The organism is Brevundimonas sp. PWP3-1b1 (genome assembly GCF_049896065.1).
In the GTDB taxonomy this organism is placed as follows: Bacteria; Pseudomonadota; Alphaproteobacteria; order Caulobacterales; family Caulobacteraceae; genus Brevundimonas; species Brevundimonas intermedia_B.
In genome coordinates, this window is the sequence record NZ_JAFCTO010000001.1 from 1,092,668 (window position 1) to 1,119,461 (window position 26,794).

Sequence of the window (26,794 nt, forward strand, 5' to 3'; positions counted from 1 at the left end):
GATAGACGCGGCGCGCGGTGGGGATCGAGGTCAGCCTCCTAGCTGATGGCCCTCGCCCCGACCGGCCTCTGATCGCTTTCCCGGTTCCCGTCTGCCGATTCCGTGGCAGGATCGGCGGATCACGGGGATGGGGATTTTCATGACACTCTGCAAACGCGCAATCGCCGGCGCAGCAACGCTGGCGATGGCCTTGATTGCAACCGCGGCCTGGGCCGAGACGCTGGTGGTCACCGCCGACCGCATGGTCGATGTCGAACGCGGCGTCTATGTCGCCGCTCCCGTGGTGGTGATCACCGATGGCCGTATCGTCTCCGTCGGCGACCGCGTCCCCTCTGACCTGCCGGCGGACGCAAAGCGCCTGGACCTGCCGGGCCTGACCTTGCTGCCCGGCCTGATCGACATGCACGTCCACCTGGGCGGCACCCCCTATGTCGCGGGCTTCGAGGCTCTGCGGTTCGCTGACGATTTCGAGCCGATCCTGCAGGTCCCGCATGCGCGCGCGACGCTGATGGCCGGCTTCACGACGGTGCGGAATCTGGGCGGTCCGCCCTTCGCCGACGTCGCCCTGCGTCAGGCCATCGACGGCGGCTTCGTCGAGGGCCCACGGGTGATCCCCGCAGGGGTTTCCTTCGGCGCCACAGGCGGTCATTGCGATCACACCGGCCTGCCGCACGCGATGGAGATGCGCAACGAATACAGCCCCGACGCCGCGCGGCACAGCGTGCGCGAGGTGCGCAAATACGGCGCCCAGGTCATCAAGGTGTGCGCCACCGGCGGCGTCTTCTCCAACAACACCGAACCCGGCCAGCAGCAGATGACCGAGGCCGAGCTGCGCGCCGTCGCCGATGAAGCGCATATGTGGGGCCTGAAGGTCGCCGCCCACGCCCATGGGACCGAGGGCATCAAGGCCGCTATCCGCGCTGGCATCGACACCATCGAGCACGCCTCGCTTATCGATGACGAGGGCATCCGCCTGGCGCGCGAGCGCGGGACGTGGCTGTCGATGGACATCTACAACACCGACTTCACCCAGGCGACGGGCACCGAGTTCGGCGTCACCGAGGACAATCTGCGCAAGGACCGCGAGATCGCCCAGGCCCAGCGCGACAACTTCCGCCGCGCCCACGACGCCGGGGCGCGCATGGTGTTCGGGTCCGACGCCGCCATCTATCCGCACGGCCGCAACGCCGAACAGTTCGCCGTCATGGTCCGCTATGGCATGAGCCCGGCCGAGGCCATCCGCGCCGCCACCTGGAATGCGTCGCAGGCCCTGGGACGCGAGGCCGACGTGGGCGCTGTGTCGGTCGGCCGTTATGGCGGCCTGATCGCGGTGGCGGGCGATCCGCTGGCCGACGTGACCACCCTCCAGAGCGTGCCCGTGGTCGTCAAGGGCGGCGAGGTGGTCAAGGACGCGCGCTGAGTAGCGTCTGCGCGCCGCCTAACCCACGTAGCGACGCGGCACGCGCGTCGTGATCGAGGTCAGCAGCTCGTAGCTGATGGTCCCCGCCGCCGCCGCCGCATCGTCGAGCAAGCGGTTGGCGCCGAACAGCTCGACCGGATCGCCGACCGCCACATCCAGGCCGGTGATGTCCACCGCGCAGACGTCCATCGAGACCCGGCCCAGCAGCGGTCGGGTTTCGCCCGCGATCCAGACCGCGCCCCTGGGCGAGTAGGACCGTAGCAACCCATCCGCATAGCCCGCCGCCACGGTCGCGACCCGCATCGGGCGCTCGGCGATGAAGCCGCGCGAATAGCCGACGCTCTCGCCCGCCGGCACGTCGCGCACCTGAAGCACCTGGGCCGTAAGCGCGGCCACGGGCGCGATCCGCGCATCCGGCCGTCCCTCCGGCCCGCCGCCATACAGGCAGATACCCGGCCGCACGGTGTCGAAGGCGAAATCGGGGCCCAGGAAACAACCGCTGGAGTTGGCGAAAGACCGGATCACGCCCGGATAGCGCTCCACCACGCCCGCGAATGCGTCGCGCTGGCGCCGGTTCATCGGATTGGTCGGTTCGTCGGCGCAGGCCAGGTGGGTCAGGACTAGGGCCAGGCCGTCGAAGGCCTCGGGGGCATCCTCGGGCCGGACGCCCAGCCGGTTCATGCCGGTGTCGATCTGCAGGCCGCACGTTCCGCCGCCCGCCGCCGCCCAGGCCTGCATCTGCGCGGGATGGTTCAGCACCGGCCGGAGGTCCGCCGCCTGCAGCCTCTCGGCGTCGTCGCCGTGGCAGCCGTCGAGAACATAGATGACCGGCCCGCCAGAGCCTTGCGGTCCCAGCGCGGCCCGCAGCCGCACCCCCTCGGCCGCCCGCGCCACGAAGAAGGTCCGCGCCCCCTCGGCCATCAGCCGGGTCGCCACCGCCTGCGCGCCCAGCCCATAGCCGTCCGCCTTGACCACCGGATGCACCGGCTGGCCGCTGACGGCGCCCAGCGTGTGGTAGTTCCGCGCCAGGGCGCCGAGATCGACGGAGAGGACGGCGGGGGCGGGGACAGAGGCGGTCATTGCGCCCTTATGCGCCAAGTTCCGGCCGATGGAACAGCCGCCTATTCGTAGCTGACCTCTTCATAGCCATGCGCCAGGTTGCCGAAGCGGACGGTGTCGGCGTCGAAGGCCAGTTTGACGATGCCGATGGGGCCGTGGCGTTGCTTGCCGATGACGACTTCGGCCTGGCCTTGCAGACGGTCCATGTCCTGCTGCCATTGGAGGTGTTCCTCGGTGCCCTCGCGCGGTTCGGCGCGGCCCAGGTAGTAGCTCTCGCGATAGACGAACATCACGCAGTCGGCGTCCTGCTCAATCGAGCCGGATTCACGCAGGTCGGACAGTTGCGGCCGCTTGTCGTCGCGTTGCTCCACCTGACGCGACAGCTGCGACAGGGCGATGATCGGCACCGACAGTTCCTTGGCCAGGGCCTTCAGCCCGCCGGTGATCTCGGACACCTCCTGCACGCGGTTCTTCTGGCCGCCCGCGTTGCCGGTCGTGACCAGTTGCAGGTAGTCGACGATGATCAGGTCCAGCCCGTGTTCCATCCGCTTCAGACGGCGCGCCCGCGCGGCCAGCTTGGACATGGACAGGCCGCCGGTGGCGTCGATGTAGAGCGGGGCCTCGCCGATCTCGACGGCCGCGTCGCGCAGCTTGCCGAAGTCGGTGGCGTCGATCTCGCCCTTGCGCAGCTTGTCCGACGACACGCCCGACGCATCGGCCAGGATACGCATGGCCAGCTGTTCGGCGCTCATTTCCAGGGAATAGAAGGCGACCACGCCGCCGTTGACCGTCTTGCGGCCCTCCGGCGTGGGCTCCCACTGATAGGCGCGGGCCACGTTGAAGGCCATGTTGGTGGCCAGGGCCGTCTTGCCCATCGACGGACGACCCGCGAGGATCAGAAGGTCGGAGGGGTGCAGGCCGCCCAGTTTGCGGTCCAGATCGTTCAGGCCGGTGGCCAGGCCGGCCAGCTTGCCTTCGCGCTGATAGGCTTCGGCCGCCATCTGAACGGCGCCGGACAAGGCGTTGGAGAAGCTGACGAAACCGGACGACGGCTTGCCCGTCTCGGCCAGCGAATACAGGGTCTGTTCGGCCTGTTCGATCTGTTCGTCGGCGGGTGTCTCGGGATTGGGCGCCTCCTTGATCATCTCGCCGCCGATGCGGATCAGATCGCGCCGCAGGGCCAGGTCATAGACGACGCGGGCATAGTCTGGGGCGTTGGCGGCGGGGGGCGCGCGGTCGACCAGATCGGCGAGGTAGCGCAGGCCGCCGAACTCCTGGAAGGCCGGATCCTGCTTGAACCGCTCCATCAGGATGGTGGGCTCGGCCAGCATGCCCTGGCGGATGTGATCCTCGACGGCGTCGAACAGCCGCTGGTGGAAGGGTTCGTAGAAATGCACCCCGCGCAGCCGGTCGTTCAGCCGCTCGAACACGGCGTTGTCGAACATCAGCGAGCCCAGAAGCGCCTGCTCGGCTTCCAGATTGTGCGGCATCGAACTGACGCCGCCGTTTTCCATGGGCGAGGACGAGAAGGGCATGGGGGCGAAGGCGTTCATCGATTAACGCTTTAGCCCTCTCACGCCTCTACGTCAGACGGGGACGCCGCCTGCGCCGTGGACAGATCGTTGGGGCTGGGGACGAACCGGAATTCCTCAATCGGATTTCGTCCGTCCTGCGAAGGTTCGTCGATCCATCTGACCTTATGGACAGGGGTAGTCCGCCGCCATCCATTCGCGCATCGCCTGGGTCACGCTGATGTTGCGACGCGCGGCGGGTATGGCGTTGAAGCGGGCCAGGATCTGGTTCGGCGATAGGCCAACCTTGTCCGGCATGCAGGTCGCAGACGGACGCCCCGCCGTCGTGGCCGCGGTCTGTTCAGTCCGAACCGTGCGGACGGCGCCGCGGAACTCGGCCATCAGCCGGCGCGTGTCGGAGCGCAGCAGGGCCGTCGGGTTCTGGGGAATGGCGTTGGCGGTGGTCAGGAACTCCTGCACCGTCATGGCGCTGGCTGCGCCGGCGATCAGCGAAAGCGCCAAGACGCCTGCTGCGATCAATCTGGTCTTCATGTCTGTCGTACCCCTCCCAAGGCCTTTTGGAAGGTCGAGGTTGAAGGTTGATATGTGTCGCAACTGCGGCGCGATCGGCGGGGTTGTCTGAAGCTTTGGTAATCCGCCAAAGAAAAGGGCGCTCCGCAGAGCGCCCTTGCCTCATCGCTCGTCAGCGCGACCTCACCATTTCAGGCTGACGCGCGCATAGCCGTAGCGCCCGTTGAAGCCGAACGGCGAATAGTAGGGGAAGCCCAGCACGCCGTTGGAGTTCAGCGTTCCCGGCACGAAGTCAGGGTATTCGTCGAACACATTGTCCACGCCGATCGCCACCCCGACCCGTTCCGTCAGCTGGAAACGGCCTTCCAGATCGACGACGGTCTTGGCGCCCGTGCTGTAGTCGTTGGCCGGCGTCGATCCCGCCTGGAGCACGTCGCCATAGTAGGTGGCGCGCACGGTGGCCCCCCATTTGTCCCGGCTCCAGTCCGCCGCCGCCGAGACCTTGGTGTCGGGCGTGCCGTCCTCGATGGTCAGGATGCGCTGGCGGGCGAACAGGGTCGGGACCGGGTTCAGCACCGACGACGAGGTCGGCAGGCTGTTGACCGACACGTCGTTGAAGTTGGCCGCCACGGTGAAGTCGAAGTCACCGAGCGTGTCGGTGGGCAGGCGATAGCGCCCGACGATGTCCACCCCCTCCGTCGAGGTCGAGACCCCGTTCAGGAAGAAGCGCGCCGCCTGGATGCCCTGTGGATCCAGCAGGCTGGCGACCTGCCCCGAGAAGGTGCGGTTGATCAGCTCAGACAGAACGATCTGATCCTCGATGTCGATCTTGTAGGCGTCCACCGTCAGGTCGAACCGGCCCAGGCGGATGACGGCGCCCAGCGAATAGTTGGTCGAGGTCTCGGCCTTCAGCGGACGGGCGCCGAGGTCCGCGGCGACGGCGCTGGTGGCGGGGAAGGTGCCGGTCTCGACCACCGCTCCGTTCTGGATCACCGAGGCGGTCGAAGTGAAGAAGCTCTGTTGCAGCGAGGGCGCGCGGAAGCCGGTCGAGACCGATCCCCGCAGGGCGAAGCTGGGCGTGAAGTCATAGCGGGCCGACAACTTGCCCGTCTGGGTGTCGCCGAAGTCGGAATAGTCCTCGAACCGCACGGCGCCTTCGACACGCAGCTTGTCGGTCAGGGGGATTTCCACGTCGGCGTAGGCGGCGAAGTTGTCGCGATCGACATCGACGGCGTTCGAGGGTTGGAAGCCGACGAAGCCCTGGGCGCCGCCGGTCAAGGCCGCATTGGCGCCCAGCGGGCCGCGGTTGTAGCTCTCGGGCTGGCCCGCCTCGATCTGGTAGCCTTCCCAGCGCTGCTCCAGGCCCCAGGCGAAGTTCAGCGGGCCGCCCGACAGGCCGACCTCGAACTTGCGGCTGAAGTCGGCGCCCAGCACCAGCTGATCATAGATCAGGCTGCCGGAATCGAAGCTGGTCGGCGAAGTCGCGCCATAGGTCGCGTTCAGCGAATCCTCGGTGCGGAAGTCCAGCGCGTTGCGGCCGTAGGTCAGGCTGACGTCGGTGTTCCAGCCGGCCAGTTCGCCTCGAAGGCCGCCGGCCAGCGACGCATCCTGAGAGTTGATGGCGACCTTGGGCAGGAAGCCGTTGGGATAGATGGCGGCGACGTTGTTGGCGTTGTCGGACAGGCGAGGGAAGGCGGCGCCTTCGCTGTCGCGATCCTGATAGCCGGCCCAGCCATAGGCCTCCCAGCCATTGCCCAGACCCTTGCCTGCGTTGGCGAAGACCGTCCATTGCTCGACGTCCGGGTCGCCGAAGCGGGCGGTGATCGCGCCGTTCGCGGCCGCACGGGGATCATAGTCCGAGCGGTTGGTCGATTCGCGGTTCAGATATTCGGCCGACAGGGTCAGGAAGCCGTCGTCGCCCAGCGAGAAACCCTGCCAGGCCGAGGCCGTCACCGTGCCGCCGTCCTGTTCGTCGCGTTCGCCGCGCGCGGTCTTCACCGTGGTGAAATACTGGCCGTAGGTCACGCTGGCGCCGCCGCCGCTGGAGGCCTCCTTCAGGCGCAGGTTCACGACGCCGGCGATGGCGTCCGAACCGTACTGGGCCGAGGCGCCGTCGCGCAGCACCTCGACCCGGTCCAGGGCGCCGGTCGGGATGGTGTTCAGATCGACGGCGGCCGAACCGCGCCCCACGACGCCGTTGACGTTGACCAGGGCCGAGGCGTGGCGGCGCGTGCCGTTGACCAGCACCAGCGTCTGATCCGGCGACAGGCCGCGCAGGGTGATCGGGCGGATCGAGTCGGTGCCGTCATTGGCCGACGGGCGCTGGAAGGTCAGCGACGGGACGGCCTGGGCCAGGGCGGTGGCGAACTCGGTCGTGCCGCGCGTCTGCAGCGCCTGCGCCGTCACCACGTCCACGGGGGCCAGGGTGTCCAGGCGCGAGCGGTTCTGGACCCGCGTGCCGGTGACGACGATGTCGTCCACCTGGGCGGCGTCATCGACGGTCGGCTCGGCGGTCTGGGCGAAGACGGGGGCGGCGGTCAGCAGGGCGAGCGTCGAGACGGTCGCGAACAGGGCCGGGACGGCGGCCCGTTGCAGGGTGTTGCGCATTGAGAGATTTCCTAAGGCTTGTTTTTGGCGCGAGCGCGCATCGCCGCCGGTGATCGGGGCGGGCTTTGAAGTCGATCTGGAGGTCAGGTGTCTTGCGGCCTCAGCCGCAACATCGCCTCTGGGCGGGCGGGGTCGCCGCAAAATAAAGCATAGTCGTCATCGCCGTCTCCAACCGCACGGTCGGGGAGATCCCGGCGGTCATGGCCATATCAGGGCGAAGGTGCGGCGGGTCAATCGACGCAGGGGGCCATGTTTTCTGCAGCAGTCGGCAGAAAATCTATCGCACGCAAAAAGGGGCGCTCCGAAGAGCGCCCCGTTCCCTGGATCGGTCGGTTGGCCTAAAAGCTGTAGCTCAGGCGACCGTAGAAGAACCGGCCGTTGAAGCCGTAGGGCGAGTAGCTGGGATAGCCCACGGACCCGGTCGCGCCATTGATGTTGATCGGCGTGGCGGTCGGATATTCGTCGGTGAGATTGCTGACCCCCACCGCCAGCGCGACGCCGAAGGGCAGGGTGTAGCGTCCCTCCAGATCCAGCAGCAGCGCGTCGCCCGTCTCGTAGTCGAGCGTGGCGTTGTTGTTGGCGACCAGGACGCTGTCGTAGCTGGTGCCGCGCAGGGTCGCGCCGAAGTCGCCCAAGGACCAATCGACGCTGGCGACGATCTTCTGCTCGGGCGTGCCCTGTTCGAATGACAGCCTGGACGAACGGTCGAACAAGAAGTCGCCGGAGGGTGCGATGGCCAGGTTGCTGGGAACGGCCGGGGTTCGGGTCACCTCGGTGTTGTTGAAGTTGCCGGCCAGGGTGAAGTCGAAGCGGCCGAAGTCCTGCGTCGTGCGATAGCGACCCACCACGTCCACACCGCTGGTCGTGGTGTTGACCCCGTTCAGGAAGAAGCGGGCGCCGGTCACGCCGAAGGGCGCCAGAAGGGCCTGGATCGCTGCGGTCGATTGCGCCGTCTGGCTGGGCCGCGCGACGCCCAGGGTTTCGGAATAGATGATCCGATCATCGACCTCGATGCGGTAGGTATCGACCGTCAGCTCGAAGCCTCCGTTCCGGAAGACGGCGCCAAGAGAGTAGTTGGTGGAGGTCTCGGGTTCCAGCGGCTTGGACCCTAGGGCGATGGCGATGGGATCATCGACCCGGTACGATCCGTTCTGCTGCAGCACGACGCCGGCGCCCGTCGCGACCAGGTTGGTGGCGACGTAGCTGAAGAACTGTTGTTGGAGAGCCGGCGACTTGAAGCCCGTCGAGATGGCGCCCCGCAAGGCGAAGGCGTCGGTGAAGTCGTAACGTGCGGAAACCTTGCCCGTGAACTGATCGCCGAAGTCGGAATAGTCTTCGTACCGGCCGGCAAGGCCGACGGTGAACTGTTCGGAGAACTTGCCCTCCAGATCGATGTAGGCGCTGATGTTGTTGCGATCCACATCGACGGCGTTGGACGGCGCGAAACCGGGGAAGCCTTGCGAGCCTGCGCCGCCGGCGGTGACCGGTCCCTTGTTGTAGGAGGTCGGTTCGCCTTCCGAGACGCTGAAGTCCTCACGGCGATACTCGACGCCGAACGCGACGTTCAACGGCTCATACAGATTGACCTCGACCTGTCTCACCGCGTCGATGCCGATGGTCAGCTGGCCGTAGCTGAGGGAGCCGGCGTCGAACTCGGTCTGCGACGCCGCGCCGTAGGAGGCGTTCAGCGAGTTGAGGACGCTGTAATCCAGCTCGTTGCGGCCATAACCGACCGACAGATCCCAGTCGAAGCCCCAGGCCGGTCCCTTGGCGCCGCCGTAGATGTTGTAGTCGGTGATGTCGGCGGCGATGATCGGCAGGAAGCCGTTCGGATAGATGGCCGCGACGTTGTTGGAGTTGTTGAAGGCGCGGGCGGTCGCGGCGGCCTCCGACTTGCGTTTCTGATAGCCGCCGAAGGCATAGGCCTCCCATTCGCCGCTCAGCGGCTTGCCGGCGTTAAAATAGCCCGTGTAGGCCTCGGTATAGGGGTCGCCGAAACGGCCGATGACGGTGGTCGCGCTGCCGCCGTTCACGGCGCCGGTCGCGGCATAGTCGGAGCGGTTGGTGGGCTGGCGCTTCTGCACCTCGCCCGACAGGGTCAGGAAGCCATCGCCGAACAGCGGCAGGCCGACCCAGCCGGCGAGCGAGGTCTGTTCGCCGTCACGGCGGCTGTGGTCGCCGCGCGCGGTGGTGAAGTCGGTGTCGTAGATGCCGTAGTTGGCGGTGACGCCGCCGCCGCTCGACGCCTCGCGCAGACGCAGGTTGATGACGCCGGCGATGGCGTCGGCGCCGTACTGGGCCGAGGCGCCGTCGCGCAGGACTTCCACCGAGCCCAGGCTGATCGACGGGATGGTGTTCAGGTCGAACGCGGTCGAGCCGCGTCCCAGGGCCCCGTTGACGTTGACCAGGGCGCCGACGTGGCCGCGCTGACCGTTGATCAACACCAGGGTCTGGTCGGGCGCCAGGCCGCGAAGGGTCGCTGGGCGGACGTGGTCGGAGCCGTCGGAAATGGCGGGACGGGGGAAGTTGATCGAGGGGGCGGTGGCGGCCAGGGCGGCGGCCAGTTCCGTGCCCGTGCCCTGTTTCGCCAGGGTCTCGCCGGTGATCACGTCCACGGGCGCGACGCTGTCCAAGCGGCTGCGTCCCACGGTGCGCGTGCCGGTGACGATGATCTCGCCCACTTCGGTCGTGTCGTCAGTCGGCGGCGGCGTGGATTGGGCGAAGGCCGATGACGCCATGAAAAGCGCACTGGTGGAGGCGAAGGCCAGCAGGGCCCGACGGCCGTGTCCGATTTGCATTGATGATCCCCGACGAAGCACGACGGCCATGTGCGCGGACGCTCGACAGGCCGCCATGCCGTCGCCCCTCGTCCGACTTGTCCTCTGGCGCAATAATCTTTCGCCGTTCGGGCCGAAATCGGTCGTGATTGGAGGCTGTGACCGCAAACCGGCGGCGTCAAGCAAGCTCTTTGTCTAAGTTGCATCCTGGGCGAACAACGATCGCTGCTTGTTGTAAACTTGTCATAGACAGGGCGGCGGGTGGCGCGCAGCAAAAAGGGCGCGTCCCTTTCGGAACGCGCCCTCGATGTCTTGGCGATCCGGCCCGAAGGCCGGGGTCGATCAGGCTTCGTCGCCGAAGCCCTCTTGTTGACCGGCGCCGCCTTCGATCAGTTCCTGGGCCGATTGCTCGGCGGCCTGGCGCTCATCGTCGAACTGGCTGCGGATCACGTCCTCGCCCTTGGCCTGACGCTCGGCTTCGTCCATCGAACGGGCGATGTTGATCTTGACCGTGGCGCGGACCTCGGCGTGCAGGCGGACCGGCACTTCGTGGACGCCCAGGTTCTTGATCGCCGTGTTCAGGACGACTTGCGAACGCTCGACCTTGCCGCCTTCGGCCTGGATGGCCTCGGCGACGTCGCGGCCGGCGACCGAACCGTACAGGTGACCGGTTTCACCGGCCTGACGGATCATGATGTAGGTCTGGCCGTCGATCTTGTCGGCGACCTTCTGTGCATCGGCCTTGTTCTTCTCGTTGCGCTGCTCGATGGCGGCGCGGTCGAGTTCGAACGCCTTCAGGTTCGCGGCTGTGGCCCGACGGGCCTTGTCGCGCGGCAGAAGGAAGTTACGGGCGAAGCCGTCCTTGACGGACACGACGTCGCCGATGGCGCCGAGATTTTCGACGCGTTCAAGCAGAACGACCTTCATCTCACTTCACCACGTAAGGCAGGAGGGCCAGATAGCGAGCGCGCTTGATGGCCTTGGCCAGTTCGCGTTGCTTCTTCTGGGAGACGGCGGTGATGCGCGAGGGCACGATCTTGCCGCGTTCGGAGACGTAACGCTGCAGCAGCTTCACGTCCTTGTAGTCGATCTTCGGCGCATTGGCGCCCGAGAACGGGCAGACCTTGCGGCGACGATAGAAGGGGCGACGGCCGGCGGCGCCGGAGCCCGCCGGTGCGCCCGGGGTCGGGGCGGTTGTATCGGTCATGTTCCGGGTTCCTTATTCGGCGTCGGCGGCGGCGTCTTCGCGCGGGGTGCGCTCGCGCTCACGCTCGCGTTCACGCTCGCGGCGGGCCAGCAGCGGCGACAGTTCCAGGTCGAGTTCCTCGACGCGGACGGTCAGCCAACGCAGCACGTCTTCGTTGATCGACAGCTGACGCTCGACCTCGGCCATGGCGGCCGGGGGGCAATCGACGGCGAGCAGCGAATAGTGAGCCTTGCGGTTCTTCTTCACGCGGTACGTCAGGTTGCGCAGACCCCAGTACTCGATCTTGGCGACGGAGCCGCCGCCTTGTTCGATCAAGCCCTTGATGGTGTCGTTCAGCGCTTCGGCCTGTTGCGCCGAGATATCCTGGCGCGACATGACCGTGTGCTCGTAAAGAGCCATGCGGTATTCTCCCTTGTGGGCGTCGGCGTGGAAACGACCGGGTAAGTCGATCCCCACGATGGCTCCTGGCGCGGCGGCCGGACCGAACGTCCAACCCTTTGGTGTTCCGCGACAGGACCGAAGCCCTGGAAAGGCGGGGCCTATAGGGGAAAAGGGGCGGAGAGGCAAGGATGGCTTCTCCCTCCCCTTCATGGGGAGGGGCGGCGCAGCGCAGCGGAGCGGAGCGGAGCCGGGGTGGGGCGGTATGAAGCGTCTCCGCTGCCCGCACGGCCCCACCCTGATCGCTGCGCGATCGTCCCTCCCCATGAAGGGGAGGGAGAATTCCTTGTGACGCCTCGCGACCCCGCCTAAACCAGCCTCATGCCGAAGCTGACGTCAGCGGTTGATCCGCAAAGCCCCAGATACAAGTCCCTGCACGCGCACAACAGCGCCCTGGTCGCCGAACTTCGCGGCAACGTGGCCAAGGCCGCGCGCGGCGGATCCGACAAGTCGCGCGAGCGTCATGTCGCCCGCGGCAAGCTGCTGCCCCGCGACCGGGTCGAGCGGCTGCTGGATCCCGGCTCGCCCTTCCTGGAGATCGGCCAACTGGCCGCCCACGCCATGTACGACGGCGAGGCCCCCGGTGCCGGCCTGATCACCGGAATCGGCCGCGTCTCGGGCCGCGAGGTGATGATCGTCGCCAACGACCCGACGGTGAAGGGCGGCGCCTACTTCCCCATGACGGTGAAGAAGCATCTGCGCGCCCAGGAGATCGCCGAGCAGAACCGCCTGCCCTGCGTCTATCTGGTCGACTCCGGCGGCGCCAACCTGCCGCATCAGGCCGAGGTCTTCCCCGACCGCGACCATTTCGGCCGCATCTTCTTCAACCAGGCCCGGATGAGCGCCAAGGGCGTCGCCCAGATCGCCTGCGTCATGGGCCTGTCCACCGCCGGCGGCGCCTATGTGCCCGCCATGTCCGACGAGACGATCATCGTGCGCAACCAGGGCGCCATCTTCCTGGCCGGCCCGCCCCTGGTGAAGGCCGCGACCGGCGAGGTCATCTCGGCCGAAGAACTGGGCGGGGCCGAGACCCACGGCCGTCGTTCGGGCGTGGTGGATCATGTGGCCGAAAACGACGAGCATGCGCTGGAGATCGTGCGGTCCATCGTCGCCAATCTGAACACGACCAAGGCCGTGGACATGGACGTGCGCGAACCCCGCGCGCCGGCCTTCGCCGCCGAAGAGCTTTACGGCCTGATCCCCGACGACGTCCGCGCCCCCTATGATGTGCGCGAGGTCATCGCTCGGCTGGTGGACGGGTCCGAGTTCGACGAGTTCAAGACGTTGTACGGCTCGACCCTGGTCTGCGGCTTCGCTCGCATCTGGGGCTATCCGGTCGCCATCCTGGCCAATAACGGCGTCATCTTCTCCGAGAGCGCCCAGAAGGGCGCGCACTTCATCGAGCTGGCCTGCAAGCGCAAGATCCCGCTGCTGTTCCTGCAGAACATCAGTGGCTTCATGGTCGGCGGCAAATACGAGGCGGGCGGCATCGCCAAGGACGGGGCCAAGCTGGTCACGGCCGTGGCGTCGGCCGAGGTGCCCAAGTTCACCGTCCTGATCGGCGGCAGCTTCGGCGCCGGAAACTACGGCATGTGCGGCCGCGCCTATTCCCCGCGCTTCCTCTTTACCTGGCCCAACAGCCGGATCGGCGTCATGGGCGGAGAGCAGGCGGCTTCGGTCCTGGCCACCGTCCACCGCGACGCCGACACCTGGAGCGCGGACGACGCCGAGGCCTTCAAGGCCCCGATCCGTCAGAAGTACGAGGACGAGGGCAATCCCTATTACGCCACCGCCCGCCTGTGGGACGACGGCGTCATCGACCCGGCCCAGACCCGCGACGTCCTTGGCCTGGCCATTTCCGCCAGCCTGAACGCCCCGATCCCCGAGACGACCTTCGGCCTGTTCCGGATGTGATTTGGGGTGAGCGAGGGGTGTTAGTGAGCAAGAAGTGAGCTTGTCGCCTCAGCCAGACAGCCGCTCACCCCTCGCTCACTCGCACTTTTCACTGAAGCGGCGCCGTTCGCCTCGTCGCGCGTTGATCCTTTGAAGGAGTCCCCCATGACCGACAAACCGACCGAAACCGACCTCAACGCCCGGGACGTGACCGACGCGGAGGCGGCCGAGATCAATTCCATCGCCCAGCCGCTGGTCCCCGATGCCGCGCCGGACGCGAACGACGACCTGGTCCAGATCGATTCGACCACCGACGGCATCGTCTTCATCACGATCAATCGGCCCGAGAAGAAGAACGCCTTCGACGCCGCGACCATCGCCGCGCTGCACGAGACGTTCGAGACGTTGCACGGCGCCGACCGCGTGCGCGCCGTCTTCATCCGCGGGGCGGGCGGCACCTTCAGCGCCGGCGCCGACCTAAATTGGATGCGCGATGCCGCCGGCTGGTCCGAAAGCGACAATCGCGACGACGCCATGGGCCTGGCGAAAATGCTGAAGGCGCTGCACGACATTCCGGCCCTGACGGTGGCTGTGGTCGAGGGGAACGCCATGGGCGGCGGGGCCGGCATCGTCGCCGCCTGCGACATGGCCGTGGCGGTCGAGGGTGCGTGCTTCGCCTTCTCCGAGGTCAAGCTGGGCCTGATCCCCGCGACCATCGCCCCCTATGTCGTCGAGGCCATCGGCGCCCGCCGCGCCCGCCAGCTGTTCCTGACCGGAAACAGCTTCGACGCCGACTATGCCGCCCACGCCGGCCTCATCGATCTGGTCCTGCCCGAAGGTTCGGTGGACGAGTTCATCTCCATGCTGACCGACAGCCTGATCGGCAATGCGCCCGGCGCGATGGGCGAGGCCAAGCGCCTCGTCAACGATATCGCCCACCACAAGATCGACTCGGGCCTGCTGGACGAGACCGCCAAACGCATCGCCCGCGCGCGCGTCTCCCCCGAAGGCCGCGAGGGCGTGCTGGCCTTCCTGGAAAAGCGCGAGGCCAACTGGGCCAGGTAAGGCGCGCGCACCGCATCTCCTCCTCGCTCTGTGGGGAGGAGAAGCGTTTCAGTCTGTCCTCACGAGACCCACGGAACGGCCCGCAAGCTTGTCCGTTGATCAGGCTCCCACGCCTTGATCCGGCCCGAAACCGGGTGCGGTATGGCGTCGCTTGAAGCCTGACTTTCTGGATGCCCATGAAGACCCGATCGATCGTGCTCGTCGCCGCCTTCGCCCTGTCGGCGTGCGGCAATCCCAACAGTTCGAAAGCGCAGGAAGGCGAGTTCGCCCAGCCGACGCGCACGGCGCCGTCCGATGCGGCGGGGATGAAGTCCAGCTTCGCCCCCGTGGTGCGGTCGGCCGCGCCCGCCGTGGTCAATATCTCGGCGCGCAGCGTGCAGCGGGTCCAGGCAGATCCCTTCTTCCAGTTCTTCGGCGGCGGCATCCCCCAGGCACGCGTGGCGGAATCGGTCGGCTCGGGCGTCATCGTGCGCTCGGACGGGATCGTGGTGACCAACAACCACGTCATCGACGGCGCCCAGCAGATCAAGGTCGTGCTGAACGACCGGCGCGAGTTTCCGGCCACCGTCATCCTGGCCGACGAGCGCAGCGACATTGCGGTGCTGAGGCTGGAAAACGTCAGCGACCGCCTGCCGGTCCTGGCCATCGACGATCAGGAAGAGCAGCAGGTCGGCGACCTGGTCCTGGCCATCGGCAATCCTTTCGGCGTGGGCCAGACGGTGACCAACGGCATCATCTCGGCCCTGAACCGGACCGAGACCGGCATTTCCGACAGCGGCTCCTTCATCCAGACCGACGCGGCCATCAACCCCGGCAACTCCGGCGGTGCGCTGGTGGATATGGACGGCGATCTGATCGGCATCAACACCGCCATCTTCTCGCGCTCGGGTTCGTCGGCCGGGGTCGGTTTCGCCGTGCCGGCCGCCATGGTCAAGCGGGTGGTGGATTCGGCGCTGGGCGGCGCGACGACGGTCGTTCGGCCCTGGCTGGGGGTCAAGGGCGACACGGTCACCGGCGACATCGCGGGCAGCCTGGGCCTGACCCGGCCGCAAGGCCTGGTCGTCACAGACGTCTACGCCAACGGCCCGGCCGCCCGGGCGGGCGTGCGCCAAGGCGATGTGATCACCGCCGTCGACGGACAGGAGATCAACGATCAGGGCGGGCTGAACTACCGCGTCGGCTCGCGCAATCCGAACGACCAGGTCCAGGTCGCCATCCTGCGCGACGGGCGGGCGCAGACCCTGACGGCGCGCGTACAGCCCCTGCCGGGTGACGCCGATCCGAAACAGGGCGTCACCATCGCGGCCGGTCCCTTCGCCGGGGCCGAGGTCGTGGCCCTGAACCCGGCCCTGGCCGACCGCCTGGGCGGCGATCCGTTCGCTACGGGCGTGATCGTCACCGGCGTCTCGGGCAGAGGCTACGCCGCCCGCGCGGGCTTCCGTCAAAACGACCTGATCGTCAGCATCAACGGCCGCACCATCGCCAGCGCCCGCGACGTCGAGACCGCCAGTTCCGGTCGCGGCCCATGGGAGGTCGTCGTCAATCGTGGCGGCCGTCAGATCCGGGGAGTGTTGCGTTAAAAGGCTTGTTGTCCGTCAATGCATGTCTACCTTGGATTGACGATCTACTCGCTTAGATCGTCGCCAACTTGGTGGGATGGGGCAGCATGAGATACGGGCTTGGACTAGTTTGCGCGGCACTGGTTCTGACCCTTTTGGGAGTGGGCTCCGCAAACGCCGCGCAGAATGAAGATCTTTGCCGTCAGGCCACACCCGAGTCTTTCGTCCTGTCCGGTCCCATCGACGCCGCCATGACTGACTGCGTTCAGAGCCGTTTCGCCCCGACAACGAACGAACTGGTGCTTACCAGTCGCGGTGGCTCGGCAGACCAGGCGTTGAGAATCGCGGAACGGTTCGAAGGCCGGCGTCTCACCATGCGGGTCAGGGGCGAGTGCAACTCGTCCTGCGCCAACTATTTCCTGCCGCTGGCGGGACGGCTGATTGTCGAGCCGGGCGCGGTGATCGTGGTTCACGGTGGCATCGATCCCAGCCTGATTTCTCGAACTCAGGCGTCGGCGAATGGCATGGTCGATGGGCAGGTCGATAATCTGGAAGAAATCGCAGGACGACAGGCAGCGTTTATGGCGCGCAATCAGGTTAATCCTGGGTGGCTGCTTTACCGAGAAGCCGGGTCGACGGCGGTCACAAGACTGGACGGCGCCTGGGCGGATTTCGACGCCGACACGAAGGCCTGGCTCGTCGAGGAAACCATGGCGAAATCCTGCCTGCCGAAAACGCTCGTCGAATACATGACCGACAGGCGCGGCGAATGGCTGAGCGAGGGACGCCGCCGCGCGCTCCGGCGCCAACACATCGCGCGGTCGAACACCGTGGTGTGCAACTGATGAAGCTCGGACCGACCTGTCCCGAGTGCCAGACGCGCGTTCCCTTCCTCAAGACCCAGTTCGGCTATGGTCGGAGATTCGCCTGCGCCGGCTGCGGCGAGACTTTGGTCGTGCCTCGCTCCCAAGCCTTTGCTTTGGGCCTGTGCATGGCTGCCATCTTCGTTTTGGGGCGCGATCATTTTCCGGCCGAATGGGGCGGTCAATTCGGCTTGCTCGCGGTCATGGCCGTCATCGGTCTGCCTGTCAGTTGGGCCCTGGCCCAAGTCCGCCGAGCGTGAAGGCCTCAACCCTTCGTCGGCCCGCCTATGGACCATGTGTGGCCGAAGGGGTCGCGCAGGACGCCATAGCGGTCGCCCCAGAACTGGTCGGCCATGTCCATGACCGGCTCTGCGCCGCCGACGGTCATGGCGCGGGTCCACCAGGCGTCAGGATCGAGGACCTGAAGGTGGAGGGTAACGCCGGCGGGCCGCACGTCCTGAACGCCCGTGTACTCCGGGAACTCGTCGTTCAGCATGACGCTGGCGGCGTTGATCTTCAGATGGGCGTGCATCAGGCGTTCGCCGTCGTCGGCCAGCTTGCGGTCCAGCACCTCGGCCCCGAAGGCGATGATGTAGAAATCCACCGCCGCAGAGGCGCCGCGCGACGGGATCGTCAGATGGGGCGTCAGGCCCGAGGTCGGACCCTGGTTCGGATTGGCGTCGGTCATCGGGCAGGCTCCGTGGCGGGCCGCCATACTAGCGCGTGAAAAGCGCCCGGCGAATGACTACATAGGTCGCACGCATGACCGATCTGTTCGAAGCCTCCGGCATTCTGCCGCCCGACGCGCCCTTGGCCGACCGCCTGCGCCCGCGCATGCTGGACGAGGTCGTGGGCCAGGATCATCTGCTGGGCGCCGGCGGACCGATCCGGCGCATGATCGAAGCCGGCCGGCTTGGCTCTATGATCCTGTGGGGGCCGCCCGGCACCGGCAAGACCACCATCGCCCGCCTGCTGGCCCAGGCGGCTGGCTATGAATATCAGGCGATCAGCGCGGTCTTCTCGGGCGTGGCCGATCTGAAGAAGGCGTTCGAGGCGGCGCGGATGCGACGCGCGGCGGGGCAGTCGACCCTGCTGTTCGTCGACGAGATCCACCGGTTCAACCGCGCCCAGCAGGACGGCTTCCTGCCCTTCGTCGAGGCCGGGGTCGTCACCCTGGTCGGAGCCACGACCGAGAACCCCAGTTTCGAGTTGAACGGGGCGCTGCTGTCGCGCAGCCAGGTCTATGTGCTGAAGCGGCTGGACGATGCGGCGCTGGATCAGCTGTTGAGCCGGGCCGAAGCGCATATGGACAAGGCCCTGCCGCTGTCGCCCGAGGCGCGGCACGCGATGCTGGCCTTGGCCGACGGCGACGGGCGATATCTGCTGACCATGTCGGAGGTCTTGTTCGACCTGCCCGACGGCGAAATGCTGGACGTGCAGGGGCTGGCCGGGGTGCTGCAGCGGCGAGCGCCCGCCTACGACAAGTCGAGAGAAGAACACTACAACCTCATATCCGCGCTGCATAAATCGGTGCGGGGTTCGGACCCGGACGCCGCCTTGTACTGGCTGGCGCGGATGTTGAATGGAGGGGAGGACCCGCTTTATCTGGCGCGGCGGATCGTGCGGATGGCGGTCGAGGACATCGGCGAGGCGGACCCGCTGTCGATCCTGGTCGCCAACGCGGCCAAGGACACCTACGATTTTCTGGGCAGCCCCGAGGGCGAACTGGCCCTAGCCCAAGCCGTGGTCCACCTGGCGACCGCGCCCAAGTCGGTGGGGGTGTACGAGGCCTTCAAGGCGGCCAAGAAGGCGGCCTATGAGACCGGCTCGCTGATGCCGCCGGCCCATATCCGCAACGCCCCGACCAAGCTGATGAAGTCGCTAGGTTACGGCAAGGGCTATCAGTACGACCCGGACACGCCCGAAGGTTTCTCGGGCGCGAACTTCTTCCCCGACGAGATGGAACGCCGCACCTTCTACAAGCCCAAGGGCGAGGGGCATGAGGAGAAGGTCAAGACGCGGCTGGGCCGCTGGGCCGAGATGCGGGCACGGATGGCGGGTCAAGCAGCGGAACAAACATGAATCTGAACCAGGTCACCGTTCAGGTCGCGGACATCCCGTCGGCGCGCGTATTTTACGAGACCTTGGGTCTGACCCTCATCGTTTCCAGCCCCCACTACGCACGCTTCTTGTGTCCAGGCGGCGCGACCTTCTCAATCCATCACGCATCCGATGTGCGAGCGAACGGGACAGTGGTCTATTTTGAATGTCAGGATCTGGATGCGCGCGTTGCGGCTCTAAAGACGGCAGGTCTGGCGTTTGATGTCGATCCCGTCGATCAGACTTGGCTGTGGCGAGAGGCCTGGCTGCGAGACCCGGACGGCAATCGGATCTGTCTGTATTTTGCAGGCGATAATCGGATCAATCCGCCATGGCGTCTGAAAGACGAGGCCTGAGGCATTATCCAGCAAGGACATGAAGCCGGACTCGGATTTTTGGCGATGAAACGTCTAGAAGCCCCCGATGACAACCCGCACCCCCGTCGCCCTGTCCGAGGATGAGATCGCCGCCGTCCGTTCGTGGGTGATTCACGAGGATGCCCATGTCATCGCCTTTTCCAAGCCGCCCGGCCTGTCCAGCCAAGGCGGGCGGATCCAGGCCCATACGCTGGACGATCTGCTGTGGGCGTTTGCGCGGTCGAACGGCAAGCGGCCGGAGCTGGTGCATCGGCTGGACCGCGACACCTCGGGCGTGATCCTGGCGGCCAAGACCAAGCCGGCGGCGAGTTTCCTGGGCAAGGCGCTGCAGATGCGGCGGTTCAGGAAACAGTATCTCGCCCTGCTGTCGGCCGCACCCGAACCGGCGTCGGCGACCATCGACGCCCCGCTGCGCCGCGAGGAAATCGGGCGCGAAAGCTATATGCGCGTCGTCGCCTTCGATGCGCCGGGTGCGCAGGGCTCGCAGAGCAAATACCGGACCCTGGCCTCGGGACCGGAGGGGGCGGTGGTCGAGCTGGAGCCGCTGACCGGGCGGATGCACCAGCTGCGGGTGCATATGGCCCATATTGGTCGGCCGCTGATCGGGGACGTGCGTTACGGCGGCGCCCTGACCACGGCGGTGGGGCCGGCGCCGCGCCTGATGCTGCACGCCGCCAGGCTGAGCTTTCCCCATCCCGAAGGCGGCACGACGACGGTAGAGGCGCCGCCGCCCGAGGACTTCGCCAGACTGCGCGCGGCTCTGGGCCTGTAGGTCGCCCGTCTCTTTAGGGAACGTCGTGTCGGTTTTGGCGCTATGTGGTTGAAAGGATACCTATGATGAAGCGTCTCGCCATCGCCTTGACCGGCCTTTCCGCCCTCGCTCTGAGCGCCTGCGCCAGCTTGGCCCCCTATGGCGCCCAGCAGGGACCGAACGGGCAGGGGTTCTCTGAACAGAGGATCGAGTCCAACCGCTATCGCGTCAGCTATAACGGCGTCGGGGCGGCAGGGCGCGTCGCTGACTGGGCCTTGCTGCGCGCCGCCGACCTGACGACCGAGCAGGGCTATGACTGGTTCGAGGTGACCCAGAGCTGGACCGACGGGCGGCCGGGTGGTGCGGGCGGCGTGCGCCCCAGCGTTTCAATCGGCGGCGGCAGCAGCCGTTACGGTGGCTATTCCGCGTCCGGCGTCGGGGTTGGCGTGGGTCTGAACTTCAGCGGTCCGCAACCGACATCGACCACGCTGGAAGTCGTTCTGGGTCGGGGTCAGAAGCCGGACCGGCCCAACGCCTATGATGCGCGTTCGGTCCAGGGTTCCATCCCGCGCTGACCATCGCTTTCGGCGCGTGCGGCGTATAGAAGGCCGCACGATGACACGTTTTCTTCTCGTTGCGGCGGGCGGAGCCATCGGCTCCATGGCCCGCTATGGGCTGGGGCTCGCCGTAGGCCGGCTGGCGCCCAACGTCGGTTGGCCGCTGGGCACGTTCGCGGCCAATGTCATCGGCGGCCTGCTGATGGGTCTGCTGGTCGGTTGGCTGGCGTTCCGGGGCGGGGCGCAGCAGGAGGCCGTCAGGCTGTTCGCCGCCGTCGGCGTGCTGGGCGGATTCACGACCTTTTCGTCCTATTCGCTGGAGGCGGTGCAGATGATCGAGCGCCGCGAAATCGGCCTGGCCGCCGCCTATGTAGTCGGCTCGGTCGTCTTGGCTATCCTGGCCCTTTTCGTCGGCCTGATGATCGCCCGCCGCGCCCTTGGAGCTACGCTTTGACCGACTACTCTCCCGCCGACGAGCCGCATGGCGCTGAAAAGGACGCCGCCAAGGACGCCCCCAAGCGTGAAGTCCTGACGATCTATGTCGCCGAAGACGAGGACGGCATCCGACTGGACCGCTGGTTCCGCCGACGCTGGCCGCACCTATCGAACATCCAGGTGCAGAAGATGGCCCGCAGCGGCCAGATCCGCGTGGACGGCGCCCGCATTAAGCCCGAAGGCCGCCTGACCGCCGGGGCCGCCGTGCGCGTGCCGCCGATCCCGGACGACACATCTCGCCAGGCCGGGGACATGCACACCCTGTCCGAACAGGACATCCGGTTCGTCAAGTCGCTGGTCCTGTACGAAGACGACATGGTCATCGCTATCAACAAGCCGCACGGCCTGGCGGTCCAGGGCGGCACCAAGACCAGCCGTCACGTCGACCGTCTGCTTTCGGCCTGGGGCGAGGGGGTCAACCGGCCGCGTCTGGTGCACCGTCTGGATCGCGACACCTCGGGCGTGCTGCTGCTGGGCAAGGGGCCGGAGGCGGCCAAGCGGCTGGCGGGCGCATTCGCGCGGCGTCAGGCCAAGAAGACCTATTGGGCCATCGTGATCGGCAATCCGAAACCCTATTCGGGCCAGATCGACATGCCGCTGAAGAAGACCGGCATCAACGACTTCGAGATGATGCGCCCGGCCGAACGCAAGGACCCCAAGGCCGAACCGGCCGAGACCGCGTTCAGCACCGTCAGCCGCGCCTCCCACCGGGCGTCCTGGATGGCGCTGCGGCCCTTCACCGGACGGACGCACCAGCTGCGCGCCCATATGGCCGGGATCGGCCACCCGATTCTGGGCGACCCCAAATACGGCGACGAGAAATCCAGGGAATTGTCCGGACCGCTGAAGCTGCAACTGCATGCGCGCAGTATCGAATTGGACCACCCTCGCGGCGGGACACTGAAGGTCACGGCTCCGCTGAGCCCCGAAATGAAGGCCGGCTTCGCCCACTTCGGCTTCTCCGAGGACGAGGCGGAGGACGATCCCTTCCTGGGCGTGAAACGAATCCGGTGACGGCAGACATCCAGGCACAGGTCGAACGGGCCAAGGCTTTAGCCGCCGCCGGGCGACTGAACCAGGCGTTGGACATGCTGACGCCGGTAGTGGAACGGAGCGATGCGCCGTGGCAGGCGCTGTCGGCTCAGGCCGATCTGCTGAAGCGGGCGGGGCGCCTGGCGGACAGCGCGGTATTGTCCCAGCGACTGGTGGCGGTTCGACCGCACAGCGTGCCGGCGCGGCATAATCTGGCATCCACCTTGGGCGACCTGGGCCGGGCGGTCGAGGCGGAGGCCGCCTGTGGCAGCGCCATGGCCATCGGCGGGGATGCGCCGGAGACCTGGCTGGTGCTGGCGCGCGCAATTCAGGCGCAGAGCCGGTTCGATGAGGCCGAGGACGCCTATCGTCAGGCGCTGGCGCGACGGCCCGGCTATGGCGATGCGCTGAGGGATCTGAGCCAGTTGATCTGGATGCGCGACGCCGATCTTGAGGCCGCCTGCGCGCCGCTGGACGCCGCCATCGCCGCATCGCCCGACGCTCCTATGCCGCGTCAGATCAAGGCGCGGCTGCTGGAGTACGCCGGGGAGGCTGAGCGGGCGTATCGCACTTTAGTCGCCGGGCCATTGGATGGGCCGGGGGAGCTGGCGGCGGCGCAGTCGTGCCTGATGCTGGATGCGCGACGCGCCCTGGATCATGCGAACCGGGCGGCGGCTTTGGCCGGCGGCGAGGTCGCGGCGATCATGGTGACACAGGCTGAATGCTTACTGGCTCTGGGCGAGGCCGAGGCGGCGCTGGTTCCGATCGAGGCGCTGCGGGCGCGAGAGCCGTTGAACCAGCATGTGCTGGCCTTCCAGGCGACCGCCTGGCGGATGCTGGGCGATGATCGCTATGGGCGGATGTACGACTACGACGCCTTCGTGCGTCCCTATCGGCTGGAGGCGCCACAGGGGTGGGCGTCGCTGGAGGCCTATCTGGTCGATCTGGCCCGGGCGCTGCATCAGCTGCACACGCTGAAGACCCATCCGGTGGGGCAGTCATTGCGCGGGGGATCGCAGACCGCCGCCGCGCTGTCCGAGAGCGACGACCCGGCTATCCGGGCCTTCTTCCAGGCCATCGACAAGCCGATCCGCGACTATATGGCGGCGGTGGGTCAGGGTGACGATCCGCTGAGGGCGCGCAATACCGGCGACTATAGCATCCAGGGCAGCTGGTCGGTGCGGTTGCGGCCGAACGGGTTTCACGCCGACCATATCCATTCGAACGGATGGCTGTCGTCGGCCTGCCATATCGAACTGCCGCCTGAAGTTGCCGGGGAGGGACGCGAGGGCTGGTTGCGGTTCGGCGCGCCGCCCAGCTTGCCGAGCCTTGCAGCCGAACACCATGTGCAGCCCCAGCCGGGGACGCTGGTGCTGTTTCCTTCCTATATGTGGCACGGCACCCAGCCGTTTGGGGGCGAGGCGTCGCGTCTGACGCTGGCGTTTGACGTCGTGCCGGCCTGATTTCAACGGACCTCTGATGACTGACAAGCCCGCCCCGCATCGTCCGCGTTTCGTCGAACAATCGCCGGACCGGATCTCACGCTTCTGGAAAGAGGCTGTCGTCGGTCCGCATTCAGACGGCGGCTGGGCCGTGCTGCTGGACGGTCGCTCGCCCAAGACGCCTGACAAGGCGGCGCTGGTCCTGCCGACGCAGGCCGCAGCCCAGCTGGTCGCCGACGAATGGGCGGCGCAGGGCAAGTTTCTGGATCCCTCGACCATGCCGGCGACGCGGCTGGCCTCGACCGCCATCGACCGGATCGGTCAGGCGCGCGAGCCGGTGGCGGACGAGATCGCCGCCTACGCCGGGTCGGATGTGGTCTGCTATTTGGCCGAACATCCGACGCCGCTGGTCCAGCGCCAGGCGCGGGAATGGGGGCCTTGGCGCGACTGGGCCGCGCGCGAGATGGGCGTGGTGCTGGAGCCTGTGGCCGGCATCGTGCATCGGCCGCAGTCGCCGGACGCCATCGCGCGGGTCAAGGCGCACGCCCTGTCGCTGGATGATTTCCGCCTGACGGGGTTGGCGACGGCCGTGCCGTTGCTGGGCTCGGCGGTGCTGGCCCTGGCGGTGGAGCAGGGCGCGCTGGACGGGGGCGCGGCGTTCGATCTGTCGCGGATCGACGAGCTGTTTCAGGAAGACCAGTGGGGCGTGGACGCCGAGGCCGCCGAGCGCACCGAAGCGCGTCGCGCCGAGGCGCAACTGCTGGATCAATGGTTCAGAGCCCTGGATTAGGGCGCTGAACTCAGGATGCGGAGTGGGCGATGAGCATCGCGCGCTCTTCGTTCGTCAGGTGACGCCAGCGGCCTTCCGGCAGGTCGCCGAGTTCCAACGGGCCGATGCGGGTGCGGTAAAGGTCCACGACCTCCAGCCCGACAAGTTCGCACATGCGACGGATCTGGCGGTATTTGCCCTCGTCCAGGATGAACCGCATTCGCTGCGGCCCAATCTGGGTCACGCGGGCGGGCTTGAGCGGCTTGTCGTTCAGTTCCATGCCGTGTCGCAGGCGGCTGAGCTTGCCCTCGGTGATCAAGCCCTCGACGACGACCAGATACTCCTTGTCCAGTTCGGAAGCCGGGCCGATCACCGCCTTGGCGACGACGCCGTCCGACGACAGCAGCAACAGACCCCGCGAGTCCTCGTCCAGTCGGCCGATGGGGGGCAGGGAGGCGTCGCGAGCGGGAATCTCGCCCTCGCCGATACGGTTGGGCTTCGTCAGCAGGCGCACGGCAGGGATCTTGCCGGGATCGGGTTGGCCCGAGACATAACCGACCGGCTTGTGCAGCACCAGGGTCATGCCCGACGCCAGGGCCGCCTGGGCGGTGTCGTTCAAGGTCAGGGTCTCGCCCGGCTGAATCTTGCGGCCCGCATCAGTGATGGTCTCGCCGTCGATGGAGACCAGGCCGTTGGCGATCAGGGTGTCGGCCTCGCGCCGGGAACAGACGCCGGTCTGGCCCAGCCACTTGTTCACGCGAACGGGTTCGTCGCCGTCATAGGTGCGGGTGAAGGCCATGCGATTCCGTCGTCCAGTCGATGTCGCTGTCTAGAGCCGGGCGAGGTCGCGAGCAAGCCGGACACGGTTTTCAGGATTAGGATAGCCAGCCTGTTCCAATTGGCAGGTTGATCCTGATGGGATCTCCACTATATATGACGACATTCCACAAATGATCCAGAGTGCGGGACGACAGGCGTCGAACCCGTCGATTTCCCTTTTTCTGATCATTGGCGTGGGCGGTTCGACAGCGTCGCTCGTCGGATCTGGATCAGTATTGAAACATTTCAAGGAGACGTCTTGTTCGCTCAAAACAAATCTTCCGCAGGCCCCCGTCGCACCGGTTACAACCGTCCTGTTCCCACCCGTCTGCGCATGGGGCTGGTGATGCGGCGTGACATGGAGTTCGGCGAGCTGGGCGACGTGGAGGGCGCGTTGCGAGCCGAAGGCGTGGGCCTGGCCCCGATCTCGACGGGCGACGCCAGCCTGATCACCGGCGGCGTGACCGTGCTGGCCACCGCGACGGCCAAGGACATCGTCGAAGGTCGGCTGAAGGGTTTGATCGTTCCGGGTGGTTCGACAGACGAGGCGTCGCTGGCGGCGGTCAAGTCGCTGCTGGACCTGGCGCGCGCCAACGCCCTGACGGTCATCGCCTTCGCTGATGGCGTGGCCTTGGCGGCTGAGAGCTTCGGCGTGTCGGCCGAGGCGGATGGCGCGGTGTTCAAAGACGGCGCCGTGACCCTGCTGAGCGACAATGGCGCACTGTCCAAAATCGTCGGCGCGATCGCCTGATCAGACGGCGCGGAACAGCAGGATGAGGTTGTTCGCCGGCATCTGAACCCGCAGCGTGGCCGCAAGGCCATGCGAGCGGGCCAGGGCCTCGACCGTTTCACGGTCGCGTAGACCCCATTCAGCGTTTCGCGCCTTCAGACTGTCGTCGAAGGCGGCGTTCGACGCCGCCAACTCGACTTCGGCCTCGCGATAGGGGCCATAGAGCGCCAGCAGACCGCCGGGGGGTCGCAGGACGCGACCGGCTTGATCCATCAGCCCCTCGGTCGCCGACCAGGGGCTGATGTGCGTCATGTTCGCACAATAGAGGGCGTCGAACGGTCCTTTTGGCCATGTCGCCGGATCGGCCGCGTCGAGCGCCAGCGGCGAATGGAGGTTGGTCAGCGCCAACTGGTGCGTCCAGGCGGCGATGCTGTCGCGGGCCTGTTCGCTGGGGTCGCTGGGCGTCCAGTCCAGGCTGGGCAGTGCAGCGGCGAAGGCGGTGGCGTGTTCACCCGATCCAGAGGCGATCTCAAGCACGCGTCCACGCGCCGGCAGGTGGGCGCGCAGGACCTGTAGAATCGCCTCCGCATTGCGACGCGCAGCGGGCGAACTGAGAGCGCCGTCAGGCAGGGCGGAGAGGGAATCCAGCGTTTGCACAAGCCTTTCTAGCGCCGGATCGCGCCGCTGACACCTGCGTTCTTTTGCCAGAGACACCGGTGGACATCGGCGCTTTCTTGCACGGTTTGACGTGGAGGAAAGACCGGAGCATCTCGCCTGTAACAGTGCGTGATC

26 protein-coding genes are annotated in these 26,794 nt (G+C 67.0%); 15 read left to right on the forward strand and 11 right to left on the reverse strand.

What is annotated here, in order from left to right; all coding sequences use genetic code 11:
- Positions 1 to 139: 139 nt before the first annotated feature.
- Positions 140 to 1,420, forward strand: a complete 1,281-nt coding sequence (locus ACP69V_RS05335) for a metal-dependent hydrolase family protein (protein ID WP_426022962.1) — start codon at positions 140 to 142, stop codon at positions 1,418 to 1,420.
- Positions 1,421 to 1,438: 18 nt separating this feature from the next.
- Here the strand turns inward: ACP69V_RS05335 and alr are convergent, their stop codons facing one another.
- From alr to rpsF, 8 genes are all read right to left on the reverse strand, one after another.
- Positions 1,439 to 2,500: an alanine racemase gene (gene alr, locus ACP69V_RS05340; protein ID WP_426022963.1), complete on the reverse strand. Its 1,062-nt coding sequence runs from the start codon at positions 2,498 to 2,500 to the stop codon at positions 1,439 to 1,441.
- Positions 2,501 to 2,541: 41 nt separating this feature from the next.
- Positions 2,542 to 4,032 carry a replicative DNA helicase gene (locus ACP69V_RS05345; RefSeq protein ID WP_346497712.1) on the reverse strand — a complete coding sequence of 497 codons (1,491 nt, stop codon included), beginning with the start codon at positions 4,030 to 4,032 and terminating at the stop codon, positions 2,542 to 2,544.
- 144 nt (positions 4,033 to 4,176) lie between these two features.
- Complete coding sequence (locus ACP69V_RS05350) at positions 4,177 to 4,542, reverse strand: hypothetical protein (RefSeq protein ID WP_426022964.1); 366 nt, start codon at positions 4,540 to 4,542, stop codon at positions 4,177 to 4,179.
- 162 nt (positions 4,543 to 4,704) lie between these two features.
- A complete protein-coding gene (locus ACP69V_RS05355; RefSeq protein ID WP_426022965.1) occupies positions 4,705 to 7,128 on the reverse strand; it encodes a TonB-dependent receptor plug domain-containing protein in 2,424 nt (807 codons plus the stop codon).
- A gap of 338 nt (positions 7,129 to 7,466) precedes the next feature.
- Complete coding sequence (locus ACP69V_RS05360) at positions 7,467 to 9,926, reverse strand: TonB-dependent receptor plug domain-containing protein (RefSeq protein ID WP_426022966.1); 2,460 nt, start codon at positions 9,924 to 9,926, stop codon at positions 7,467 to 7,469.
- A gap of 321 nt (positions 9,927 to 10,247) precedes the next feature.
- The gene (gene rplI / locus ACP69V_RS05365) at positions 10,248 to 10,832 is read right to left on the reverse strand and encodes a 50S ribosomal protein L9 (RefSeq protein WP_395943517.1); all 585 of its coding nucleotides are present in this window, start codon (positions 10,830 to 10,832) and stop codon (positions 10,248 to 10,250) included.
- A gap of 1 nt (position 10,833) precedes the next feature.
- The gene (gene rpsR, locus ACP69V_RS05370; protein ID WP_008259463.1) at positions 10,834 to 11,112 is read right to left on the reverse strand and encodes a 30S ribosomal protein S18; all 279 of its coding nucleotides are present in this window, start codon (positions 11,110 to 11,112) and stop codon (positions 10,834 to 10,836) included.
- 12 nt (positions 11,113 to 11,124) lie between these two features.
- Complete coding sequence (gene rpsF, locus ACP69V_RS05375) at positions 11,125 to 11,511, reverse strand: 30S ribosomal protein S6 (RefSeq protein WP_135193337.1); 387 nt, start codon at positions 11,509 to 11,511, stop codon at positions 11,125 to 11,127.
- A 360-nt stretch (positions 11,512 to 11,871) separates the two neighbouring features.
- Between rpsF and ACP69V_RS05380 the strand changes: the two genes are divergently transcribed.
- The 5 genes from ACP69V_RS05380 to ACP69V_RS05400 all read left to right on the forward strand — a co-directional run bounded on the left by ACP69V_RS05380 (position 11,872) and on the right by ACP69V_RS05400 (position 17,190).
- A complete protein-coding gene (locus tag ACP69V_RS05380; protein ID WP_426022967.1) occupies positions 11,872 to 13,464 on the forward strand; it encodes a carboxyl transferase domain-containing protein in 1,593 nt (530 codons plus the stop codon).
- A 144-nt stretch (positions 13,465 to 13,608) separates the two neighbouring features.
- Positions 13,609 to 14,508, forward strand: coding sequence for an enoyl-CoA hydratase-related protein (locus tag ACP69V_RS05385; protein WP_426022968.1), 900 nt, complete (start codon positions 13,609 to 13,611; stop codon positions 14,506 to 14,508).
- Positions 14,509 to 14,684: 176 nt separating this feature from the next.
- Positions 14,685 to 16,088 (forward strand): Do family serine endopeptidase, encoded by a 1,404-nt coding sequence (locus ACP69V_RS05390; protein ID WP_426022969.1) that lies wholly within the window; start codon positions 14,685 to 14,687, stop codon positions 16,086 to 16,088.
- A gap of 86 nt (positions 16,089 to 16,174) precedes the next feature.
- Entirely contained in the window at positions 16,175 to 16,912 is a 738-nt protein-coding gene (locus tag ACP69V_RS05395; RefSeq protein ID WP_426022970.1) for a hypothetical protein, read from the forward strand.
- Positions 16,903 to 17,190 (forward strand): hypothetical protein, encoded by a 288-nt coding sequence (locus ACP69V_RS05400; protein WP_426022971.1) that lies wholly within the window; start codon positions 16,903 to 16,905, stop codon positions 17,188 to 17,190. Before ACP69V_RS05395 ends, ACP69V_RS05400 begins: the two co-directional genes overlap by 10 nt.
- Before the next feature lie 5 nt (positions 17,191 to 17,195).
- Here the strand turns inward: ACP69V_RS05400 and ACP69V_RS05405 are convergent, their stop codons facing one another.
- The gene (locus ACP69V_RS05405; RefSeq protein ID WP_426022972.1) at positions 17,196 to 17,618 is read right to left on the reverse strand and encodes a VOC family protein; all 423 of its coding nucleotides are present in this window, start codon (positions 17,616 to 17,618) and stop codon (positions 17,196 to 17,198) included.
- 74 nt (positions 17,619 to 17,692) lie between these two features.
- On the opposite strand from ACP69V_RS05405, the gene ACP69V_RS05410 reads away from it, so the two are divergent.
- The 8 genes from ACP69V_RS05410 (at position 17,693) to ACP69V_RS05445 (ending at position 24,474) form a co-directional block, all read left to right on the forward strand.
- Positions 17,693 to 19,012, forward strand: coding sequence for a replication-associated recombination protein A (locus tag ACP69V_RS05410; RefSeq protein WP_426022973.1), 1,320 nt, complete (start codon positions 17,693 to 17,695; stop codon positions 19,010 to 19,012).
- Entirely contained in the window at positions 19,009 to 19,386 is a 378-nt protein-coding gene (locus ACP69V_RS05415; protein WP_426022974.1) for a VOC family protein, read from the forward strand. The genes ACP69V_RS05410 and ACP69V_RS05415 overlap by 4 nt, the downstream gene beginning before the upstream one ends.
- A gap of 67 nt (positions 19,387 to 19,453) precedes the next feature.
- Positions 19,454 to 20,179: an RluA family pseudouridine synthase gene (locus ACP69V_RS05420; protein WP_426022975.1), complete on the forward strand. Its 726-nt coding sequence runs from the start codon at positions 19,454 to 19,456 to the stop codon at positions 20,177 to 20,179.
- 65 nt (positions 20,180 to 20,244) lie between these two features.
- On the forward strand, positions 20,245 to 20,733 hold the full coding sequence (locus tag ACP69V_RS05425; protein WP_346497473.1) for a CC0125/CC1285 family lipoprotein: 489 nt from the start codon (positions 20,245 to 20,247) through the stop codon (positions 20,731 to 20,733).
- A 40-nt stretch (positions 20,734 to 20,773) separates the two neighbouring features.
- Positions 20,774 to 21,169, forward strand: a complete 396-nt coding sequence (crcB, locus tag ACP69V_RS05430; RefSeq protein ID WP_426022976.1) for a fluoride efflux transporter CrcB — start codon at positions 20,774 to 20,776, stop codon at positions 21,167 to 21,169.
- A gap of 74 nt (positions 21,170 to 21,243) precedes the next feature.
- Positions 21,244 to 22,224, forward strand: a complete 981-nt coding sequence (locus ACP69V_RS05435) for an RluA family pseudouridine synthase (RefSeq protein ID WP_426024036.1) — start codon at positions 21,244 to 21,246, stop codon at positions 22,222 to 22,224.
- The gene (locus ACP69V_RS05440) at positions 22,221 to 23,705 is read left to right on the forward strand and encodes a putative 2OG-Fe(II) oxygenase (protein WP_426022977.1); all 1,485 of its coding nucleotides are present in this window, start codon (positions 22,221 to 22,223) and stop codon (positions 23,703 to 23,705) included. Before ACP69V_RS05435 ends, ACP69V_RS05440 begins: the two co-directional genes overlap by 4 nt.
- A 16-nt stretch (positions 23,706 to 23,721) precedes the next feature.
- Entirely contained in the window at positions 23,722 to 24,474 is a 753-nt protein-coding gene (locus tag ACP69V_RS05445) for an ATP12 family chaperone protein (protein ID WP_426022978.1), read from the forward strand.
- Positions 24,475 to 24,484: 10 nt separating this feature from the next.
- Here ACP69V_RS05445 and ACP69V_RS05450 read toward each other — a convergent pair whose 3' ends face one another.
- Entirely contained in the window at positions 24,485 to 25,252 is a 768-nt protein-coding gene (locus tag ACP69V_RS05450; protein ID WP_426022979.1) for a pseudouridine synthase, read from the reverse strand.
- 279 nt (positions 25,253 to 25,531) lie between these two features.
- Here ACP69V_RS05450 and ACP69V_RS05455 point away from each other — a divergent pair, with 279 nt between their 5' ends.
- A complete protein-coding gene (locus tag ACP69V_RS05455; protein WP_426022980.1) occupies positions 25,532 to 26,023 on the forward strand; it encodes a hypothetical protein in 492 nt (163 codons plus the stop codon).
- Here the strand turns inward: ACP69V_RS05455 and ACP69V_RS05460 are convergent, their stop codons facing one another.
- Entirely contained in the window at positions 26,024 to 26,659 is a 636-nt protein-coding gene (locus tag ACP69V_RS05460; protein ID WP_426022981.1) for a DUF938 domain-containing protein, read from the reverse strand.
- Between the last annotated feature and the right edge of the window lie 135 nt (positions 26,660 to 26,794).

Excerpts from the sequence above, each read along its gene's own strand:
- ACP69V_RS05335 (WP_426022962.1), top strand. The coding sequence starts at position 140 with ATGACACTCTGCAAACGCGCAATCGCCGGCGCAGCAACGCTGGCGATG.
- alr (WP_426022963.1), bottom strand. The coding sequence starts at position 2,500 with ATGACCGCCTCTGTCCCCGCCCCCGCCGTCCTCTCCGTCGATCTCGGC.
- ACP69V_RS05345 (WP_346497712.1), bottom strand. The coding sequence starts at position 4,032 with ATGAACGCCTTCGCCCCCATGCCCTTCTCGTCCTCGCCCATGGAAAAC.
- ACP69V_RS05350 (WP_426022964.1), bottom strand. The coding sequence starts at position 4,542 with ATGAAGACCAGATTGATCGCAGCAGGCGTCTTGGCGCTTTCGCTGATC.
- ACP69V_RS05355 (WP_426022965.1), bottom strand. The coding sequence starts at position 7,128 with ATGCGCAACACCCTGCAACGGGCCGCCGTCCCGGCCCTGTTCGCGACC.
- ACP69V_RS05360 (WP_426022966.1), bottom strand. The coding sequence starts at position 9,926 with ATGCAAATCGGACACGGCCGTCGGGCCCTGCTGGCCTTCGCCTCCACC.
- rplI (WP_395943517.1), bottom strand. The coding sequence starts at position 10,832 with ATGAAGGTCGTTCTGCTTGAACGCGTCGAAAATCTCGGCGCCATCGGC.
- rpsR (WP_008259463.1), bottom strand. The coding sequence starts at position 11,112 with ATGACCGATACAACCGCCCCGACCCCGGGCGCACCGGCGGGCTCCGGC.
- rpsF (WP_135193337.1), bottom strand. The coding sequence starts at position 11,511 with ATGGCTCTTTACGAGCACACGGTCATGTCGCGCCAGGATATCTCGGCG.
- ACP69V_RS05380 (WP_426022967.1), top strand. The coding sequence starts at position 11,872 with ATGCCGAAGCTGACGTCAGCGGTTGATCCGCAAAGCCCCAGATACAAG.
- ACP69V_RS05385 (WP_426022968.1), top strand. The coding sequence starts at position 13,609 with ATGACCGACAAACCGACCGAAACCGACCTCAACGCCCGGGACGTGACC.
- ACP69V_RS05390 (WP_426022969.1), top strand. The coding sequence starts at position 14,685 with ATGAAGACCCGATCGATCGTGCTCGTCGCCGCCTTCGCCCTGTCGGCG.
- ACP69V_RS05395 (WP_426022970.1), top strand. The coding sequence starts at position 16,175 with ATGAGATACGGGCTTGGACTAGTTTGCGCGGCACTGGTTCTGACCCTT.
- ACP69V_RS05405 (WP_426022972.1), bottom strand. The coding sequence starts at position 17,618 with ATGACCGACGCCAATCCGAACCAGGGTCCGACCTCGGGCCTGACGCCC.
- ACP69V_RS05410 (WP_426022973.1), top strand. The coding sequence starts at position 17,693 with ATGACCGATCTGTTCGAAGCCTCCGGCATTCTGCCGCCCGACGCGCCC.
- ACP69V_RS05415 (WP_426022974.1), top strand. The coding sequence starts at position 19,009 with ATGAATCTGAACCAGGTCACCGTTCAGGTCGCGGACATCCCGTCGGCG.
- ACP69V_RS05420 (WP_426022975.1), top strand. The coding sequence starts at position 19,454 with ATGACAACCCGCACCCCCGTCGCCCTGTCCGAGGATGAGATCGCCGCC.
- ACP69V_RS05425 (WP_346497473.1), top strand. The coding sequence starts at position 20,245 with ATGAAGCGTCTCGCCATCGCCTTGACCGGCCTTTCCGCCCTCGCTCTG.
- crcB (WP_426022976.1), top strand. The coding sequence starts at position 20,774 with ATGACACGTTTTCTTCTCGTTGCGGCGGGCGGAGCCATCGGCTCCATG.
- ACP69V_RS05445 (WP_426022978.1), top strand. The coding sequence starts at position 23,722 with ATGACTGACAAGCCCGCCCCGCATCGTCCGCGTTTCGTCGAACAATCG.
- ACP69V_RS05450 (WP_426022979.1), bottom strand. The coding sequence starts at position 25,252 with ATGGCCTTCACCCGCACCTATGACGGCGACGAACCCGTTCGCGTGAAC.